This window comes from Novosphingopyxis iocasae, from assembly GCF_014334095.1.
Taxonomy (GTDB): domain Bacteria; phylum Pseudomonadota; class Alphaproteobacteria; order Sphingomonadales; family Sphingomonadaceae; genus Novosphingopyxis; species Novosphingopyxis iocasae.
In genome coordinates, this window is the sequence record NZ_CP060495.1 from 788,603 (window position 1) to 806,076 (window position 17,474).

The 17,474-nt window shown below is 61.3% G+C and carries 16 protein-coding genes and 1 pseudogene; 10 read left to right on the plus strand and 7 right to left on the minus strand.

Features of this window, described 5'->3' with window-relative positions:
- Positions 1 to 32: 32 nt before the first annotated feature.
- On the minus strand, positions 33 to 1,238 hold the full coding sequence (locus H7X45_RS03700) for a BtaA family protein (protein ID WP_187336205.1): 1,206 nt from the start codon (positions 1,236 to 1,238) through the stop codon (positions 33 to 35).
- 117 nt (positions 1,239 to 1,355) lie between these two features.
- The gene (locus H7X45_RS03705) at positions 1,356 to 2,339 is read right to left on the minus strand and encodes a threonine ammonia-lyase (protein ID WP_187336206.1); all 984 of its coding nucleotides are present in this window, start codon (positions 2,337 to 2,339) and stop codon (positions 1,356 to 1,358) included.
- Positions 2,340 to 2,400: 61 nt separating this feature from the next.
- On the opposite strand from H7X45_RS03705, the gene H7X45_RS03710 reads away from it, so the two are divergent.
- A complete protein-coding gene (locus H7X45_RS03710; RefSeq protein ID WP_187336207.1) occupies positions 2,401 to 3,609 on the plus strand; it encodes a saccharopine dehydrogenase family protein in 1,209 nt (402 codons plus the stop codon).
- A gap of 110 nt (positions 3,610 to 3,719) precedes the next feature.
- Here the strand turns inward: H7X45_RS03710 and H7X45_RS03715 are convergent, their stop codons facing one another.
- The gene (locus H7X45_RS03715) at positions 3,720 to 4,910 is read right to left on the minus strand and encodes an MFS transporter (RefSeq protein ID WP_246449644.1); all 1,191 of its coding nucleotides are present in this window, start codon (positions 4,908 to 4,910) and stop codon (positions 3,720 to 3,722) included.
- Positions 4,911 to 4,975: 65 nt separating this feature from the next.
- Here H7X45_RS03715 and H7X45_RS03720 point away from each other — a divergent pair, with 65 nt between their 5' ends.
- From H7X45_RS03720 to H7X45_RS03730, 3 genes are all read left to right on the plus strand, one after another.
- Positions 4,976 to 6,148 (plus strand): carboxynorspermidine decarboxylase, encoded by a 1,173-nt coding sequence (locus H7X45_RS03720; RefSeq protein ID WP_187336208.1) that lies wholly within the window; start codon positions 4,976 to 4,978, stop codon positions 6,146 to 6,148.
- A 214-nt stretch (positions 6,149 to 6,362) separates the two neighbouring features.
- Complete coding sequence (locus tag H7X45_RS03725; RefSeq protein ID WP_187336209.1) at positions 6,363 to 7,559, plus strand: type III PLP-dependent enzyme; 1,197 nt, start codon at positions 6,363 to 6,365, stop codon at positions 7,557 to 7,559.
- A gap of 123 nt (positions 7,560 to 7,682) precedes the next feature.
- A complete protein-coding gene (locus H7X45_RS03730) occupies positions 7,683 to 8,111 on the plus strand; it encodes an MAPEG family protein (RefSeq protein WP_187336210.1) in 429 nt (142 codons plus the stop codon).
- On the opposite strand, the gene H7X45_RS03735 is transcribed toward H7X45_RS03730, so the two are convergent.
- From H7X45_RS03735 to H7X45_RS03750, 4 genes are read right to left on the minus strand one after another with little or no spacing between them, the layout of a single operon-like run.
- On the minus strand, positions 8,108 to 9,310 hold the full coding sequence (locus H7X45_RS03735; RefSeq protein ID WP_187336211.1) for a class I SAM-dependent RNA methyltransferase: 1,203 nt from the start codon (positions 9,308 to 9,310) through the stop codon (positions 8,108 to 8,110). The genes H7X45_RS03730 and H7X45_RS03735 overlap by 4 nt on opposite strands.
- Positions 9,307 to 9,711, minus strand: coding sequence for a hypothetical protein (locus H7X45_RS03740; protein WP_187336212.1), 405 nt, complete (start codon positions 9,709 to 9,711; stop codon positions 9,307 to 9,309). Before H7X45_RS03740 ends, H7X45_RS03735 begins: the two co-directional genes overlap by 4 nt.
- Positions 9,708 to 10,607 carry a 4-(cytidine 5'-diphospho)-2-C-methyl-D-erythritol kinase gene (locus tag H7X45_RS03745; RefSeq protein ID WP_187336213.1) on the minus strand — a complete coding sequence of 300 codons (900 nt, stop codon included), beginning with the start codon at positions 10,605 to 10,607 and terminating at the stop codon, positions 9,708 to 9,710. The genes H7X45_RS03740 and H7X45_RS03745 overlap by 4 nt, the downstream gene beginning before the upstream one ends.
- Before the next feature lie 15 nt (positions 10,608 to 10,622).
- Positions 10,623 to 12,272 carry an electron transfer flavoprotein-ubiquinone oxidoreductase gene (locus H7X45_RS03750; protein ID WP_187336214.1) on the minus strand — a complete coding sequence of 550 codons (1,650 nt, stop codon included), beginning with the start codon at positions 12,270 to 12,272 and terminating at the stop codon, positions 10,623 to 10,625.
- A 142-nt stretch (positions 12,273 to 12,414) separates the two neighbouring features.
- Here H7X45_RS03750 and H7X45_RS03755 point away from each other — a divergent pair, with 142 nt between their 5' ends.
- The 6 genes and pseudogenes from H7X45_RS03755 (at position 12,415) to H7X45_RS03780 (ending at position 17,448) form a co-directional block, all read left to right on the plus strand.
- Positions 12,415 to 13,191 carry a uracil-DNA glycosylase family protein gene (locus tag H7X45_RS03755; RefSeq protein WP_187336215.1) on the plus strand — a complete coding sequence of 259 codons (777 nt, stop codon included), beginning with the start codon at positions 12,415 to 12,417 and terminating at the stop codon, positions 13,189 to 13,191.
- Positions 13,188 to 14,972, plus strand: coding sequence for a lytic transglycosylase domain-containing protein (locus H7X45_RS03760; RefSeq protein WP_187336216.1), 1,785 nt, complete (start codon positions 13,188 to 13,190; stop codon positions 14,970 to 14,972). The genes H7X45_RS03755 and H7X45_RS03760 overlap by 4 nt, the downstream gene beginning before the upstream one ends.
- A complete protein-coding gene (gene moaB / locus H7X45_RS03765) occupies positions 14,972 to 15,481 on the plus strand; it encodes a molybdenum cofactor biosynthesis protein B (protein WP_187336217.1) in 510 nt (169 codons plus the stop codon). The genes H7X45_RS03760 and moaB overlap by 1 nt, the downstream gene beginning before the upstream one ends.
- 96 nt (positions 15,482 to 15,577) lie before the next feature.
- Positions 15,578 to 15,844: pseudogene (locus tag H7X45_RS03770) on the plus strand (PA0069 family radical SAM protein); the annotation flags it as partial.
- Positions 15,845 to 15,983: 139 nt separating this feature from the next.
- Entirely contained in the window at positions 15,984 to 16,304 is a 321-nt protein-coding gene (locus tag H7X45_RS03775; RefSeq protein WP_187336219.1) for a hypothetical protein, read from the plus strand.
- A gap of 73 nt (positions 16,305 to 16,377) precedes the next feature.
- Positions 16,378 to 17,448 (plus strand): PA0069 family radical SAM protein, encoded by a 1,071-nt coding sequence (locus H7X45_RS03780; protein ID WP_187336220.1) that lies wholly within the window; start codon positions 16,378 to 16,380, stop codon positions 17,446 to 17,448.
- The last annotated feature ends 26 nt before the right edge of the window (positions 17,449 to 17,474 follow it).

Consider the following 17,474-nt stretch of genomic DNA (forward strand, 5'->3'; position numbering starts at 1 on the left):
TGAATATGGCGCGCGTCGAAAGGCGCTGACCTTCACTTCAGCACGTAGAGGTGTACACCTCCGTAGATCGAACTGCGGTCTCGCTTCGTGAAGTCCTTCGAGGCTTCTCCGCGATAGTCCCAGCGCGACAACAATGCGTCCGGCAAACGTCCCGGCAGCAGGCTCTCCTCCGCCGCCGTGCGAAACAGCACGCGCGCGCCAGGTCGTGCGGTCCGCGTGATCTCCGTCCACAGTTCGGTCAACTGCGTGTCGCTCATCCAATCCTGCGCGTCGAGCAGGATGTAACGGTCATGGCTCTGATCATCGGATGACGCCAGATGTTCGGTCATGCTGATGTGTTGAACGGTAACGCGGTCGGCGCGCCCGCGGACCGCCTCGAAATTCGTTTCCTGCAAATAAGGTGGCAATGGTGCGTCGTCAGCCTTGCCATAGCCACGGCCGAAGGCCTGCCAGGCGAAATAATTGTCTTCCAATGCGAAATCGCACGCCAGCTTTTCGAGCCGCGCGCGCAGCACATCGGACATCTTGGCGTCACCCGCCAGCGCTTCGAACTGGGCCGGGGGGATGCCGAGCCCGAAGAGGGAAGCCGGTTGATCGGTCAGCCAGCGGATGAAGCGCTTGTCGAAGATGGGCGCCAGGCGCTTCTCGAAGATTGCGCGCTGCTCCTCGATATCCTTCGCCTCGAGCAATTCCTTGGGATCGATCCGGTAAAGCTTGGCGACGAGGTGCGCCATGCCGATGAACCCGCCGAGCAAGCCGCGCTTGTAGACGCCGCGCGCGAAGCCGCGAATGCGGCGACGCCCGGTTAGATCGCGCCCTTCCCAATAAGCCCGGCTGGTTTCGTCCAAATACGGGCGAACATGAGCCTCGTATGCCGCAATATTTTCCTTGCGATCAGCCTCCGCGAAAAAGCGCCGGAAGGCGGCGTAATCGGGTAAGTGTTGTGCGGCTGCGAGCTTCAGCCGCCCCAGCGCAACATGGGCTGTGTTGAGATCAACCGCGTCGATCGCCGCCGAGTCTGCGGTGAGATAGGACAAGACATTGCAGCCGCCGCTGGCGATAGTGGCGACGCGGTGACCAGGCTTGATCGCCAGGGCCTCCATGTCGACCACCGGGTCTTCCCAGATCTGCGCGTAGACAAGGCCCTTGAATGCAAAGGCGAAGGCGCGATCCCACAGCTTTCCGCCCCCGTCATGCCCGAGAACAGCCTGCTCGATCTTGCGATTTTTCTCGGCCATTCGAATTTCCGTTCAGGAGTTTAGCGATCGAAGATCAGATGTCTTCGGAGGACCGGGTGAGGGCTCTCAATCCGCCGAGGACGCGCGATCGCGCATTATGGCGCTAGGATTACGCGATCATGACGCCGGCAGGCCGGTCATGCGCGCAAAAATCGCTGGATCGACATTCCCACCGGACAAGGTGACTGCGGTTCGATCCGTCGGCGCAACCTTGCCAGACAGCACCGACGCCAATGCCACAGCACCGCCCGGTTCCAATCGCCTGCTCAGCTTTTCAAATGCCAGCTTCATGGCGGCAGCCACTTCCCCCTCGGTCACCGCCACACCGACGGCACCGCGATCGCGAAGAATATCGAAGGTGATCGGTGAGACCTTGAGCGTTTGCAGGGCATCGCAAGCGGTGGGCGGCGGGTTGGGTCCAACCGGCTCGATGACGCCATGGCGCAAAGACGCCCCCATATCATCCCAGCCCACCGGCTCCACGATGACGATCCGCGCATCCGGATTGGCGAGCGTGATGCCCGCAGACAGACCGCCGCCCCCGCAGCAGGTGACGATCTGATCCGGTGCGTAACCCGCCCCATCCAGCAATTGCTGCCGGATTTCGTGCCCGCAACTGCCCTGCCCCTCAACGATCCACGGATCGGCGAAACTCGGGATCAGCACGGCACCGGACTCAGCCGCGATTCCGGCCGCAATTTCTTCGCGCGATTCGGTGGAACGGTCGTAAAAGATAATCTCGGCGCCGAGCTTCCGTGTGCCGTTCACCTTGGCGGCAGGCGCATCGGACGGCATAACGATGGTGGCGGATACGTCGCGCTTGCGGGCCGCCCAGGCTACCCCTTGCGCGTGATTTCCGCTGGAGAAGGCGACGACGCCTCGCGCCGCCTGCTGCTCCGTCAGATCGGCGATACGGTGAATGCCGCCGCGGATCTTGAACGCGCCTACAGGCTGATCGCATTCTGCCTTGCACCAGATCGTGATCCCGTCGATCTCCAGCGGAAGGAGCGGCGTCGGAGGTAGCAGCGCCGCCACGCGCTCAGCGGCCAGCGCCACGCCTTCGGAACTGGGCTTGCGGTCGGGATCGTCTTGTCCGGTCATGGACACGGGCTATATGCGATGCCCGAACCTTCCCCAACCCCAATCGCGGAGAGCATAAGGCATGAGCACAGTTCTGGTAATCGGCGCAGGCGGCGTCGGCTCGGTCGCGGTCCACAAGATGGCGATGAACAGCGATATCTTCACCAAGATCGCGCTCGCCAGCCGCACGAAATCGAAATGTGACGCCATTGCCGCTTCGGTGAAGGAACGTACCGGCGTCGACATTGCCACCTATCAGATCGATGCGGACGACGTGCCTGCCACCGCCGCGTTGATCCGCGAGGTGCAGCCCAAACTGGTCGTCAATCTGGCGCTGCCTTATCAGGACCTCAACATCATGGATGCCTGCCTGGAAACGGGCGTGCACTATATGGACACGGCGAATTACGAACCGCGCGACCAGGCGAAGTTCGAATATCACTGGCAATGGGCCTATCAGGACCGGTTCAAGGACGCAGGCCTGATGGCGCTGCTCGGCTCCGGCTTCGATCCGGGCGTTACCAGCGTGTTCGCGGCATGGCTGAAGAAGCACAAGCTCGACACGATCGAGCAGCTCGACATCCTGGATTGCAATGGTGGCGACCATGGCCAGGCTTTCGCCACCAACTTCAACCCGGAGATCAATATCCGCGAGGTGACTTCGCCCGCCCGCCATTGGGAGAATGGTGAATTTGTAGAGACGCCTGCGATGCAGGTCTCACAAAAGTTCGAGTTTGAGGGCGTGGGCGAAAAAACCATGTACATGATGTATCATGAGGAGTTGGAAAGCCTCGCCAAGTTTCTGCCCGAACTGAAGCGCGCGCGTTTCTGGATGACCTTCGGTGAAGAGTATATCAAGCATCTCACCGTCCTTCAGAATGTCGGCATGACGCGGATTGATCCGGTCCTGTACGAGGGCAAGGAGATCGTGCCGCTGCAATTCCTGAAGGCCGTACTGCCCGAACCGTCCAGTCTGGGCGAGACCACCAAGGGAAAAACCAATATCGGCGATATCGCCACGGGCATCGCCAAGGATGGTGAGCGGCGCACCTTCTACATCAACAATATCTGCGATCATGAAGACGCCTATGCCGAGACCGGCAATCAGGCCGTGAGCTACACCACGGGGGTGCCCGCGATGATCGGCGCGGCCATGATCCTGACCGGCAAATGGTCCGGCGACGGTGTGTTCAACATGGAAGAATTCGATCCCGATCCCTTCATGGACATGCTGAACGAGCACGGTTTGCCCTGGCAGGTGAAGGAACTGGACGGCGCGGTAGAGTTCTGAGCGCCGGGCAAACTCACAGCCATTCTAGGTCGCCCTTAGGGCAACAAAACAGTTCGGAGCCGTCCAGTCACTCCGGACTGTTTTGCGCGTGATAGCACTGACAAGTGGCGTTAATGCCCCGCCTTCGGCACCCGCCGCGCATAGGCAGAAGCCGCCGTCACGCCGAGCGATAATGTCAGCACGAAAAAGCAGCTTCCGGTCCATCCGGCAAATTCGTAGGCAGCGGTCCCTGCCCAGCTGCCGATACCGCCACCGATGAACATCAGCATGATATAGATCGTCATCAACCGCGTGCGGATCGACGGTTCCTCGATCAGGAACGTCGCCCGTCCGCAGATGTCGATGATCGGACCAGCGCCTGTCATGACCAGCAGGGGAATGGCGAGGAGGAACAGGTTGCCGCCGCCCAGAAACAGCAACCCGACCGCGCAAAGCTGCACCACAGCGACGATGAGACGCGCCTTTCGCGGCCCCACCCGGTCCGTCCATTTCCCCAAGGGCGGTGTGATTGCCAGATTGACGATCGAAATACCGGCAAGATAACCAACAATATCGACGCCATAGCCGATGTCCGGAAGATAAAGCCCGATCGCGAGCCATACCGACAGGAAGATCCCGAAGTTCATCCCCTGGATCGCGCCCGACAGGAGAACGTGCGGATGCCCGCGCATGAGCTTCAGCGTTGAGCCGAGGAGGGCCGCATAAGTCACCTCGTCTTCGGCCGCGCGCAGCGGCTTCGGCTCTCGCATCAGCCAGGGCAACGCCACCGAAGTAATCGCGAGCAATCCCGCTGCGATCCAGTAGACCGGTCGCCAGCCCCAATATTCGCCGATCAACCCCGCGCCCACGCGGGCAAGCAGGATGCCGAAGACGACACCTGTCGTGACGATCGCGATCGCGTGGCCGAGCTGCGCAGGATCGACGCGCTTCGAAACATAGGCGGGGATAAGATAGGGGGTGATGGTGAACAGCCCCAGGATCGTGGAGGCCGCGGTGAACAGCGCAAAATCCTTGGCCAGGGCCATACAGGCGATCGCGGCGAACTGGCCGACGGTAAACACGGCTGCCAGGCGCGAGTTGCGCACTCGGTCGCCGAGCGGCAGAAACAGGAAAATGCCGATGGCCAGTGCGATTTGGTTGAGCGCCGGTACGGCGCCGATCATCGCATGGCTCACCCCAAAACTGTCCGCCACCGGCGCCACGATCGGGTGAATGTAATAGGCGTTCGCCACCACCACCGCGGTCGCCAAAGCCAGGGCGTAAAGCTGTGGCCGTGTCAAATAAACGGTGTCTTCGGACAAAGCAGGTTTCCTTTGGCGTGGGCGGCGCAGCAAGTCTATGACGCCGCCCTATGGAGCCCAAGATGATGAACACGCAAGCCGGCGATCCCGGCGCCTTTACCCAATTCGACCTAAGCCGCGTGCCCTCCCCCTCCTTTGTGGTGGATGCGGCCAAGCTGCGCGCGAACCTGGAAATTCTGGCCGAGGTGAAACAGCGATCGGGCGCAAAGATCCTGTCCGCGCTGAAAGCATTCTCGATGTGGGAAGTCGCCCCGCTGATCGGCGAATATCTGGACGGCGTCGCCACCAGCGGCCTTTGGGAAGCACGCCTCGCCTTCGACAAATATGAAGGTGAGATCGCGACCTATTCGCCTGCATTCAAGGCCGAAGACCTTGCCGAAATCGCAGCGATTAGCGACCACATCATCTTCAACTCGCCTTCCCAGATTGCCCGCCATTCCAAGGCGATCATCGGTCTGCGCGACGGCGGTGAGCAGTTCGATATCGGTCTGCGCATCAATCCGATGCACCGGGAGGGCGAAGTCGAGAAATATGATCCTTGCCAACCGCATAGCCGCCTCGGCTTCCCGGTCGATCAGCTGACCGAGGCCCATCTGGAGCCGGTCGACGGCCTTCATTTCCACAGTCTGTGCGAACAGGGATTCGAACCGCTCTATCGTACCTGGGAAGCGATCGTTCCCTATATCGAACCGTTCATCGACGACCTCAAATGGCTGAATTTCGGCGGTGGACATCATATCACCCGCGACGATTACGACCGCGAAGAGCTGATCGCGTTCCTCGACGATGTCGCCGAAACCACCGGCTGCGAAGTCTATTTGGAGCCTGGCGAAGCCATCGCACTCGATGCCGGCATCCTGGTGGGCGAACTGCTCGATGTGATCGACAACGGCATGCCCGTCGGCATCACCGATATTAGCGCAACCTGCCACATGCCCGATGTGATCGAGGCGCCTTATCGGCCCGCTATGCTCGGCGAACCGCGCGAGGGACCGGTCATCCGCTTGGGAGGCCCCTCTTGCCTCGCTGGAGACATTATCGGCGATTATCGGCTTCCCGGGCCGATGGAGCCCGGCATGCGCTTCGCTTTCCTGGACCAGGCCCATTATTCGATGGTCAAAACGACCACGTTCAACGGCGTGCCGCTGCCATCGATCTGGCTGTGGGATAGCGAAACCGACGAGCTGCGTGAGGTGCGCCGGTTTGACTGGACCACCTTCCGCGACCGCCTGAGTTGACGGGGCATTCTTCCGTAGAAGGCCTCTCTTCCGCGACGAATGTCGGAACGATCGGTCCGGGGCGTCCGTTCATTTCGGGCTATGCCGTTCATCCATACCGAAACCACTTTACAGCGCCCCGGCGCGTCCATATATCGCGCCTCCGCTGCCCCATGGGACCTTCCATACCGCAAGGCAGCTTCGACTGAATCTAATCCTTTGGGGGTCCCTTGAATTGCACGAATTTCCTGACGCTCTCGCTGTAGTTCAGGCCACCGCGCCCGACGAACCCGTGACGCTGGTCCGCCCCCATGCGGCGGAGCGCGCCGCGCGTTTTTTCACGGAAAACTTCCGTGGCAAGACGCTCTATGCCGTGAAGGCCAATCCTTCGCCGGCCTTACTGCGCACGCTGTGGCGCGCGGGCGTGACCCATTATGACGTGGCCTCGATCGCGGAAGTGCGCGCCGCGCGTTCGGCGCTGCCGCAAGCGAAACTGTGCTTCATGCACCCGGTCAAGGCCGAGAGCGCAATCCGCGAAGCTTATGAGCGCCACGGTGTGCGCACCTTCTCGCTCGACAGCCATGAAGAGCTGGAAAAGATCCTGCGCGCGACTGACAACGCCGCCGACTTGGATCTGTTCGTGCGCATCCGCGTTCCCAGCGATCATGCCCAGTTGAGCCTCGCTGCGAAGTTCGGCGCGCAACCGCATGAAACTGCGAAGCTCCTGATGGCAACGCGCCAGGCCGCGGACGGTTTGGGCATTTGCTTCCACGTCGGCAGTCAGGCGATGACACCGCATGCCTATGTGACGGCTCTGGAGCGCGTGCGCGCCGCGATCGTCGAGGCTTCGGTGCTGGTAGATTACATCGATGTTGGCGGCGGTTTCCCGTCGATCTATCCAGGGCTCGAGCCTCCGGCCATGGAGCAATATTTCGAGACGATCTACCGCGCCTATTGGGATCTTCCGATCAGCTACTCGGCCGAACTATGGTGCGAACCGGGCCGGGCATTGTGTGCCGAATATAACTCGCTAATCGTGAAGGTGGAGCGCCGCCGCGGTCAGGAACTCTACATCAACGACGGTGCCTATGGCGCGCTGTTCGACGCCGCGCATATCGGCTGGCGTTTCCCGGTGCAGTTGCTGCGTCAGGGCGGCGAAGAGGCACCGCTGGCAGAATACAGCTTCTACGGCCCGACCTGCGATGATCTGGACCATATGACCGGTCCCTTCCTTCTGCCGGAGGACGTGAAGGTAGGCGATTATATCGAAATCGGCATGCTCGGCGCCTATGGCTCGGCCATGCGGACGCAGTTCAACGGCTTCGGCACCAGCGGATGCCATGTGGTAACCGACGAACCGATGGCTAGCCTGTACACTGGCCAAAAGTCGCCCGAACCCGCCGACAACGTCTTCGCTATCGGCAAACGCTAGCCATTTGTCCTTCCCCGTGCTTCACGGGGAAGGACCTATCGTGGCTTGAGTGCCACGCTCATCCGCGATTGACGCTGCGGCGTCCCTCGCCCAGTCTCCCTTGCGTGAAACAGGGAGAAAAACATGCTCGATACCGCCATTCTTGCGCCCGGCGCAGTGCTCATCTGCTGGACGCTGGTGATGCTACTCTGGATGGTCGCCACGCGGTTTCCCGCCATGGCGAAAGCTAAGATCGATCTCTCAGCGCGCGCGGGCGGCCGTGGGCAGGATCTGGACGGCGTCATCGATGATCGCACGCAATGGAAGGCGCATAATTACAATCACCTTCTGGAACAGCCCGTACTCTTCTATGCAGTGATTGTGATCCTCAGCCTTGCCGGAGGCGTGAATGATCTCAGCGTCGGGCTGGCCTGGGGGTATGTTGGCCTGCGCGTCCTGCACAGTGTTTGGCAGGCGACGGTCAATAAGGTGCCGGTGCGTTTCGTGCTGTTCTTTCTTTCGACCCTCTGCCTGATCGGCCTGGCCGTTATCGCGCTATTCCAGACGATTTAGCGCTCGAAAGTTCCAACCAGCTCGACATGGGTGGACCAGCGAAACTGGCCCACCGGCGTTACTCTGCGCAGCCGATAGCCCCCCGCTACGAGCCGCGCAGCATCTTTCGCAAAACTTGCCGGATTGCAGCTGACATAGGCGATATGCGGGGTCTTCGCCTCGGCGAGACGGATGGATTGTTCCCGCGCACCGGCCCGCGGCGGATCGAGGATCACCGCTTCGAACCGGTCCAGTTCCGCGGTCTCCAGCGGACGGCGAAACAGATCGCGATGCTCGCACACGGCATGAAGCCGCGCTGCATTTGCACCGGCCTTCAGGCTTTCCACCAAGGCACGCTCGCCCTCTGCGGCGTACACGCGCCTTCCCTGCCCCAACGAAAGCGCAAAGGTGCCGAGCCCGGCGAACAGATCGGCAATTGTTGCAGCATCGCCGATGCCTCCCCGCGCAGCTTCGATCAGCGCGGCCTCCCCATCTGCCGTTGCCTGCAAGAAAGCGCCCGGCGGCAACGGTACCGCAATACCACCAAAGCTGATCGTAACCGGGCGCGGCTCCCAGCGCGGTTCGGGACCGTAGCCATCGTCCAGGCTGAGACGTGCGAGACCATGCTGCTCGGCAAAATCGATGATGGCGTCATGGCCCTCAAGACCTTCGAACCGCGCGCCCTTGATCGCCACGTCGACGCCCTGATCGACAATCGCCAGCGTTATTTCTGCCGCGCCGCCCTTGGCCAATCGATTGCCGAGAAGGGCGCGGAGCGGGGCCACCATTGCGAACAGTCGCGGATCGAGGACATGGCATTCGGACATGTCGATCACATGGTGACTGCGTTCTTTCGTAAAGCCGATGCGCGGCCCCTTGGGACCGTTGATGGCATGCAACACTGCGCGGCGACGGCTCTGCGGTGGAGAAAGATGAACCGGCGCTACATCGTCCGGAACAATCTCATTGGCTTCCAGCGCGTTGAGAACGCGGTCTCTGACAAAGTCTGCGATTGTCGCATCATCCAGATGCTGCAGCTGGCATCCCCCGCATTCGGGAAAATGCCGACACGGTGGCTCTTGATGGTGCGGACCGAAGTGGATCGTGCCGTCTGTATCGACGCGGTCTCCGGGTGCCGCCAGTGCCACATGGCGGCCGTCTTCGGTAAGCCCGTCGCCCAAAGCGGCGACGCGCAGAACGAGGCTGCCATCTACGCTCACTGGGCATCGCTGGCGCCGGCGCCCGACTGGATCCGCGCAGGCAGTTTGTAACGATCTTCGCCGGCGGTCACCTCGATCTCGTCATTGTCGAGCAGCCGGATTTCCGTATCGTCGAACCCGTCAGCCGCTATCAGCCCTCGTCCGTCGGTCACGATTTCGAAGCGCTGGAATCCGCCATCCGGATGTTGGATAATCAGGAGTTCGCGATCCGGCCCGGAAATACGATCGGTCGTACACTCTCGCGAAAAGGTCTCGGCACCGTCCAGCGCACAATCGATCCGTCCATTGTCTGCCTGCATCGCGCCCTGCTCTGCCTCAGCCTTAGCCAGCGTTTCGTTGTCCGGCTGTCCACTGCAGGCGGCGAGCAGAAATATGGAAATGATGGCAAGGGGACGGGTCATGACGTCGCTCGCTCTGGCGCGGACGCGGCATCATCGCAAGCTTCGATGCGCGGTTGTGCCGTCATGGTCCAAAATCCCGGCCAGTGATCGCCGAATTGCGCGCGCAGATCGTCCCGCGCCGTCGCGGCCGCATCGGCGCTATCGAACAGGGCGAAGCAGGTCGCCCCCGAGCCCGACATCCGCGCAAAGTCACTGTGCCGACCCAAAGCGGACAGCAGCTCACCTATATCGGGGACAAGCGCGACCGCAGCCGCCTCCAGATCGTTGCGCGCTGACTTTTGCAGCGAAGAGAGCTCCAACCCCGCAAGCGCGCCGCCGTCCCGGCCATGCCATCTGCGAAAAATGTCGGCAGTCGAGACCGCTTTGCCCGGATTGGCGAGCAGCAAATGCCGACCTTCCAGACCACCGATCGAGACGAAGCGCAGCTCATCACCCTTGCCCGTGCCAAAAGCGCTGCAACTGAAGAGGCAGGCCGGAACGTCCGCTCCCAATTCGCCTGCTATCGCCTCGAAATCATAGAGCGGTCGTTCAAGCCGCCAGAGCCGGTTCAGCAGCCTGATTGCCGCGGCGGCGTCGGCTGAGCCCCCGCCGATACCCGACGCCACCGGCAAACGCTTGTCCAAGCGCAGCGAGGCGCCGCGTTCCGGGGCAAACGCATCCGCTACCGCTCGGGCGGCGCGCAGGACGAGATTATTCTCATCCTCGTCTTCCAGCGCATCCTTGAACGGTCCCGTCACCGTCAAGGACAAGCTTTTTGCGTCGACACCGCTCAAGTGGTCTCCGTCGCCGCAGAACGCGAAAACCGTCTCCAGCGCATGATAACCGCCAGCCATCCGGCCGCGCACATGCAGCGCCAGGTTGAGCTTGGCGTAAGCGATTTCCGTTTCCGAAGTCATGTGAGCTTTCAGGGCTTACATATTGGGATAATTGGGGCCGCCCCCGCCCTCCGGCACCACCCAATTGATATTCTGATAAGGGTCCTTGATGTCGCAGGTCTTGCAATGGACGCAGTTCTGCGCGTTGATCTGGAAGCGCTCTTCGCCTCCTTCCTCCACAAACTCGTAGACACCTGCAGGACAATAGCGCTGCGACGGGCCGTCGAAGATAGGCAGGTTCTTTTCAACCGGCAGGCTTGGATCCTTGAGCTGAAGATGAACCGGTTGGTCTTCCTCATGATTGGTATTCGAAAGATAGACCGAAGATAGCCTGTCAAAGCTGATCACCCCATCGGGCTTGGGATATTCGATCTTCTTGCAAGCTTCGGCGGGCCACAATTTCGTGTAATCGGGCTCGTGCTTCATTGAGATAGGCAGGCCGATCTTCAGCGTGCGCATCCACATGTCGATGCCGCCCAGAAGCGTGCCCCAGGTCCCGCCGAACTTGTCGACGCAAGGCTCTGCATTCTGTACCTTTTTCAGCTCGGTGGCGATCCAGCTATGGTCGAGATTGTGCTGGTAAGCAGACAGCTCATCCGCTTCGCGTCCAGCCTGGATCGCCTCGAACGCGGCTTCGGCAGCCAGCATGCCGCTCTTCATGGCGGTGTGCGTACCCTTGATGCGCGGCACGTTCACAAAGCCCGCGGAACAGCCGATCAGCGCGCCGCCCGAAAATGCGAGCTTGGGCACGGACTGCCAACCGCCCTCATTGATCGCCCGAGCGCCATAAGCCACGCGCTTGCCGCCCTCCAGATATTTGCGAATTTCGGGGTGCTGCTTCCAGCGTTGAAATTCCTGGAACGGCGACAGATGCGGGTTGCGATAGCTCAGCGCCACCACGAAGCCGAGCGCAACCTGACCATCGGCCTGATGATACAGGAAGCCCCCGCCCCATGCCTCATCAAGCGGCCAGCCTTGCGTGTGAACAACCTTGCCCGGTTCATGCTTGGCCGGATCGATGTCCCACAGTTCCTTCAGGCCAAGGCCGTAGACTTGCGGCTGACAATCCGCCTCCAGATTGAACTCAGCCTTCAGCCCCTTGGTCAGCCCGCCGCGCACGCCCTCCGCGAAAAAAGTGTATTTCGCGGTGAGTTCCACGCCCGGCTCATAATCCGGCTTATGCTCTCCATCGCGGCCGATGCCCATGACGCCGGCGACGACGCCGCGCACCGACCCGTCTTCATTATAGAGAACCTCGGACGCTGCGAAGCCCGGGAAGATTTCCACACCCATGCCTTCGGCCTGTTCGCCAAGCCAACGGCACATATTGCCGAGCGAACCGGTATAGCAGCCGTCATTGCCCATGAGCGGGGGCAGCGCGATCTCCGGAATGGAGAAGCAACCGTTTTTGGAGAGCACGAGATGCAGGTTTTCGGTGACGGGGGTCTGCGCCATCGGGCAGCCGTCTTCTTTCCAATTCGGCAGCAATTCGTCGAGCGCGCGCGGATCGACGGTGGCGCCCGACAGGATGTGGGCCCCGATTTCAGACCCTTTTTCGAGCACGCAGACGCTCAGATCAGCGCCTGCCTCATCCGCAAGTTGTTTGAAACGGATTGCAGCTGACAGGCCTGCAGGCCCCCCGCCTACAATCACAACGTCATATGGCATGGCTTCGCGTTCGCTCACCCGGCATCCCCTTATCTGGCGCCGCGCCTCATCCGGCGCGTCTCATTACATCCTACATCCAAGGCGTTTTGCAGGTTTTTCGTTCCGTGGCAATTGACGCGCGCCCCCTTGCTGTGGCTTCACGCGTCCGATGACGGGCGGGATGACAACACAAGAGGCGGCGGTCGAATCGCTCATCAGCTGGTGGCAGCTGGCGGGTGTCGAGGATTGGTGCGCCGATCAGCCCGTAAATTGGCTGGAGGCGCCGCCCGCTGCGCTAAAGCTGGCACCGCGCGTGAAGCCGGCGCTCACACCTGCGAATGCTCCTCAACCGGGGAACGCCCCCGTGCCCGGCCACACGCCCGCTGCAACGCCCGCGCCGCCGTTCCCGGCGACGCTGGAGGCGTTGCATGAGCGCCTGCGCCGCACGGACGATCTGCCAGGCACGCATTATGGCCAGATGCGCGCATTGCCGCATGGCGCATTGCAGGCGCCGCTCATGATCATATCCGACTGCCCGGACGAGGATGATCTTGCGTCCGGCACCATCCTTTCCGGCTCCACCGGAACGCTTCTACGCAATATGCTGTCGGCCATCGGGATTGATGTGGCTGCCTGCTACCGTGCCAGCCTGTCGGTCACGCGTCCGCCGAGCGGACGTTTGCCTGCCGGCGACCTGCCCCAGTTGGCCGATCTGATGCGCAGTCATATCGCGTTGGCGGCACCCGATAATCTCCTGATTCTGGGTACGGCTGCGAGCGAGGCCCTCGTTGCGCAGCCGATCGCCGGGGCCCGCGCGCATTTACACGAATTTAACCATGATGGCGGCAGAAAGGTGCTGGTAGCGACATACCATCCGCGCACGCTCCTGAGGCGTCCGCATTGCAAGCGGCCTGCCTGGGATGATCTGCAATTGCTGCTGAAAGAAGGTACCTGGTGAAAGCAAAGTTCCTCCCTTTCCTTATCGCGACAACCGCTCTTGCCGCGCCGGCCTTTGCCGGTGGTGACGAGGCAGCGGTCAGCAATGCTGTACCCGCCGATCTGATTACGGGAATCGAGGCACCGGTCCCCGCTACGCCCGCCATTCAAGTTCCCGCGATCCGCAATGATGACGATTTCGCCCTCGTCTTCACCGCGATCCAGCAGCAGCGCTGGGCGGAGGCACAAGCCATGCTGGCCAATGCACCTGCGGGTCCGCTCGCCAACATGGCGCGCGCGGAGCTGTATCTTGCAGCAGGAAGCCCACGCGTCGAGCTGGGGCCGCTACTCTCGCTGATCAACACCGCGCCCTATCTGCCGCAGGCCGAGCAGCTGAGCCGCCTGGCGCAAAAGCGCGGCGCACAGTTTCTTCCCGATACGCCCCAGGTTCGGCGCCTGGCCTATCTCGGCTCCAGCCCACGCCGTGCGGACCCCAGTGAGGTTTCCGATGCAGCCGCGACCGCAACCCGCAACGCCATTGTGGACCGGATTAAGGCAGACGATCCCGCTGGCGCGGAAACCGCGCTGCTTGCAGGCCTCGACGGACTCTCGCCCTCCGCACTTACCGAAATGCAGCAGCGCGTGGCCTGGGGCTATTATATCGAAAATGACGACGCCAACGCGCGCCGCATGGCCGAGGTCGCGAGCACCGGAACCGGCGAGTGGGCTCCGCAGGCCGATTGGGTGCGCGGCCTTTCCAGTTGGCGCATGAAAAATTATGCCGATGCGGCACAGGCGTTCGACCGGGTCGGCAAATTCGCCGCCAATGAAGAAACGCGCGCCGCTGGGTTTTACTGGAGCGCGCGCGCAAGCGTCGCCGCCCGCCGTCCTGGGGAAGCGCAGCCGCGTTTGCAGACCGCCGCGCAATATGGTGAGACTTTCTACGGCATCCTTGCTCAGGAACAGCTCGGCATGACCCGCGCTTCGCCGAAGAACCGCAGTCAGGCGGTATCCGGCCGCATTGCGAGCAACGCCAATGTCCGCATTGCGACCGCGCTTGCCAGCTTCGGTGAAAGCGGCCTGGCGGATCAGGTGTTGCGGCATGAAGCGAAGATCGGCGGCGATGAGGAGCGCGCCGATCTGCTGGCGCTTGCGCACCAGCTCAGCCTGCCTTCCACGCAGCTTTATCTTGCGCATTATGGACCCAGTGGGTCGAGCGCTAACCCGTTCGATCGCTATCCCGCCCCCAAATGGGCGCCGAAAGAAGGCTGGCGGGTCGATCCCTGGCTGGTCTTTGCCCACACCTTGCAGGAATCGCGTTTTCAGGCCGACGCGGTAAGCCCGGCCGATGCACGCGGACTGATGCAGGTGCGCCCTGGAACCGCGGCGGACATGGCGCGCGCGCGCGGGAGCTATTTCTCCGCGGCCGATCTGAAGCGACCCGAAGTCAATCTGGAATATGGCCAAAGCTATCTGGAACAGCTTCGCGACATGGACCAGACCGAAGGCCTGCTGCCAAAAGTCATTGCAGCGTTCAACGCAGGCCCCTCCACGGTCGGCCGCTGGAAATATGACGTGCGTGATCAGGGTGATCCGCTGCTCTTCATCGAATCGATCCCTTATTGGGAAACGCGCGCTTATGTCGGGATAATCCTGCGCAATTACTGGATGTACCAAACCATGGCGGGCGAAGAATCGAAGAGCTTGGAAGGGCTGTCACAGAATGCTTGGCCGCGCTTTCCGGGCATGAGCGGGCCCGCATGGGTGCGCAAGAACGATAGCCGCGCCATGGCGCAGCGCTGATGGCCGGCAAACCCGTCAACATCGCACTGCTGACGGTCTCCGACACCCGCACCGAAGCCGATGATACCTCCGGGGATATTCTGGCGGCGCGCATATCGGACGAGGGCCACAAGCTGGTGGCGCGCACCATCTGCCGCGATGACGCCGATGCACTGGTCTTAAAATTGGAAGAATGGATCGACGATCCGCAGATCGATTGTATCATTTCGACAGGTGGGACGGGACTGACCGGCCGCGATGTCACGCCCGAGGCACTGGAGCGCGTGAAATCAAAGGACATCCCAGGTTTTGGCGAACTGTTCCGCTGGCTCAGCTTCAAGACCATCGGTACGTCCACCATCCAGTCGCGCGCCTGCGCGGTCCTCGCCAAGACGACCTACATCTTCGCCCTGCCCGGCTCCAATGGCGCGGTTAAGGATGGCTGGGACGGGATCTTACGCGATCAGCTGGACAGCACCAACAAGCCCTGCAACTTCGTGGAGCTGATGCCCCGTCTTTCGGAGCGATAATGGCTTTCGGTCCGACTGAGTCCTGAATCCAGTCGAGCGTCAAAGCTGCTTTCTCAGCTTATTGTTCCCAATATGTTCTCGTGCTACTCCGCTTCCATGGCAGAGTCGGCGGATCGAAATGTTGCCAAGGGGCGCGGGGCTACGCGCTCGGACGTCTCGCAGCGGTTCGGGCTGGCGGTGCGCGAGATGGACGGCGATTGGCGCGATGCCCGCTGCGCAATCGATGGCGAAGCACCCGTCTTGCGCACGCAGGTTACCGAGGAACATGCCAAAAGCATCCTCACCTTCAATCGCTCTCCCGATGTGCCTTTCGATCGATCCGTGAACGCCTATCGGGGCTGCGACCAACGCCGTAACGGTTGCGGACAAACAACTCAATATGTTGAGCAGATGTGAGCTGTCATCTTCCGATCAGATTGCTACACCGCTCCCTTTAGGCCTACGACGCTTTGCGGACGTTCGTTGCTTACAACACGGTAGATGCTCTGGTGGGATAAGACGAGTGCTTTGGTGGGATTGGAAGGCGAAACAGAAGCTCGCTTTATTGGCGGCGATACTGATCATCGCGGCCACACCCTGGCTTCTTCTTGGCTGGCTGCCGGGACAAATGGGAGCATTCATCGGAGGAACGGCGCTCCTTTCGATCCCGCAAATGATCGCTTGGTTCATCTTCGTAGGTTTTCGAACAGGACGGATCCCATCAGCATATGGAGCGTCTGAATTGCGGGCTAAGGAACCGACTTGGTTCTGGCTCACGAATGCTCTTTACAGCGGCGTTCTGCTGACCTTTATCTGGCTCTGCTGGAGTGTCGCGACTGGATGAATCGCGAGCGGCAGCTTTCCACAGCATAGGAATCTGAATCGACATCGATCCATGTTCTTTCTATGTTCGCATTATGGGTTACGTCAAAGGAAGAGGCGCGATCGCTAACGATGTAAGCGCTCGCTATGGTTTGCCGGAGCGCGAAATTGACGGCGACTGGCTGGATCAGGTCGAAGCGTTGGATGGGCCGAGCATGGCGGTATCTACTGCGGTAACAGAACTCCGCCCGAAGACGATTATCTCGTATAATCAATCACCTGACATTCCGTTTACCCAATCCATTAACCCTTTTAACGGCTGCGAGCATGGCTGCGTCTATTGCTTTGCGCGGCCCAGCCACGCCTTTCACGATCTCTCGCCCGGCCTGGATTTCGAAACGAAGCTGTTTGCGAAGCCGCAGGCCGCGGAACTCTTGCGTGCGACGCTGGCCAAGCCGACTTATGCCGTCCGGCCTATCGCTATCGGCACGAACACCGATCCCTATCAACCGATAGAACGGCGCTATCGCATCAGCCGCGCCGTGCTCGAACTCATGGTGGAAACGCGGCATCCCATCTGCGTCACCACCAAATCAGACCGTGTGCTGGACGATCTCGATCTGCTCGTCGATCTGGCGCAGGACGGCCTGACGGCAGTGGCGATCTCGGTGACCACGCTCGATCCGGCGCTGGCTCGCATCATGGAGCCGCGTGCCGCGCATCCCTCTCGGCGGCTGAAGGCCGTCGAGACGCTCGTGGCCAAGGGCGTACCGACCTATGTCAACATAGCGCCCATCATTCCTGCGATTACTGACCACGAAATCGAAGCCATTACGCAGGCCGCTGCCAGTGCCGGAGCCAAAGGCGTGTCCGCGATCCCGCTTCGCCTGCCGCACGAGCTTGCGCCCCTTTTCCGCGATTGGCTGGACGTGTATTATCCGGACCGCGCCGCCCGCGTCATGCGGATCGTGGGCGAGCTGCGCGGCGGCAAAGACAATGACCCTGCCTTCTTCGCCAGGATGCGCGGCAAGGGACCATGGGCCGAGCTGCTACGGACCCGAATGGATATAGCACGCCGCCGCCACGGCTTCGTGAAGGGCAAGTTCGATCTGCGCTGCGATCTTTTCCGCAGGCCGGAAATCAATGGTCAGCTACGGCTGATTTGATGACTCAAGCATCGGATGGCGGGCAT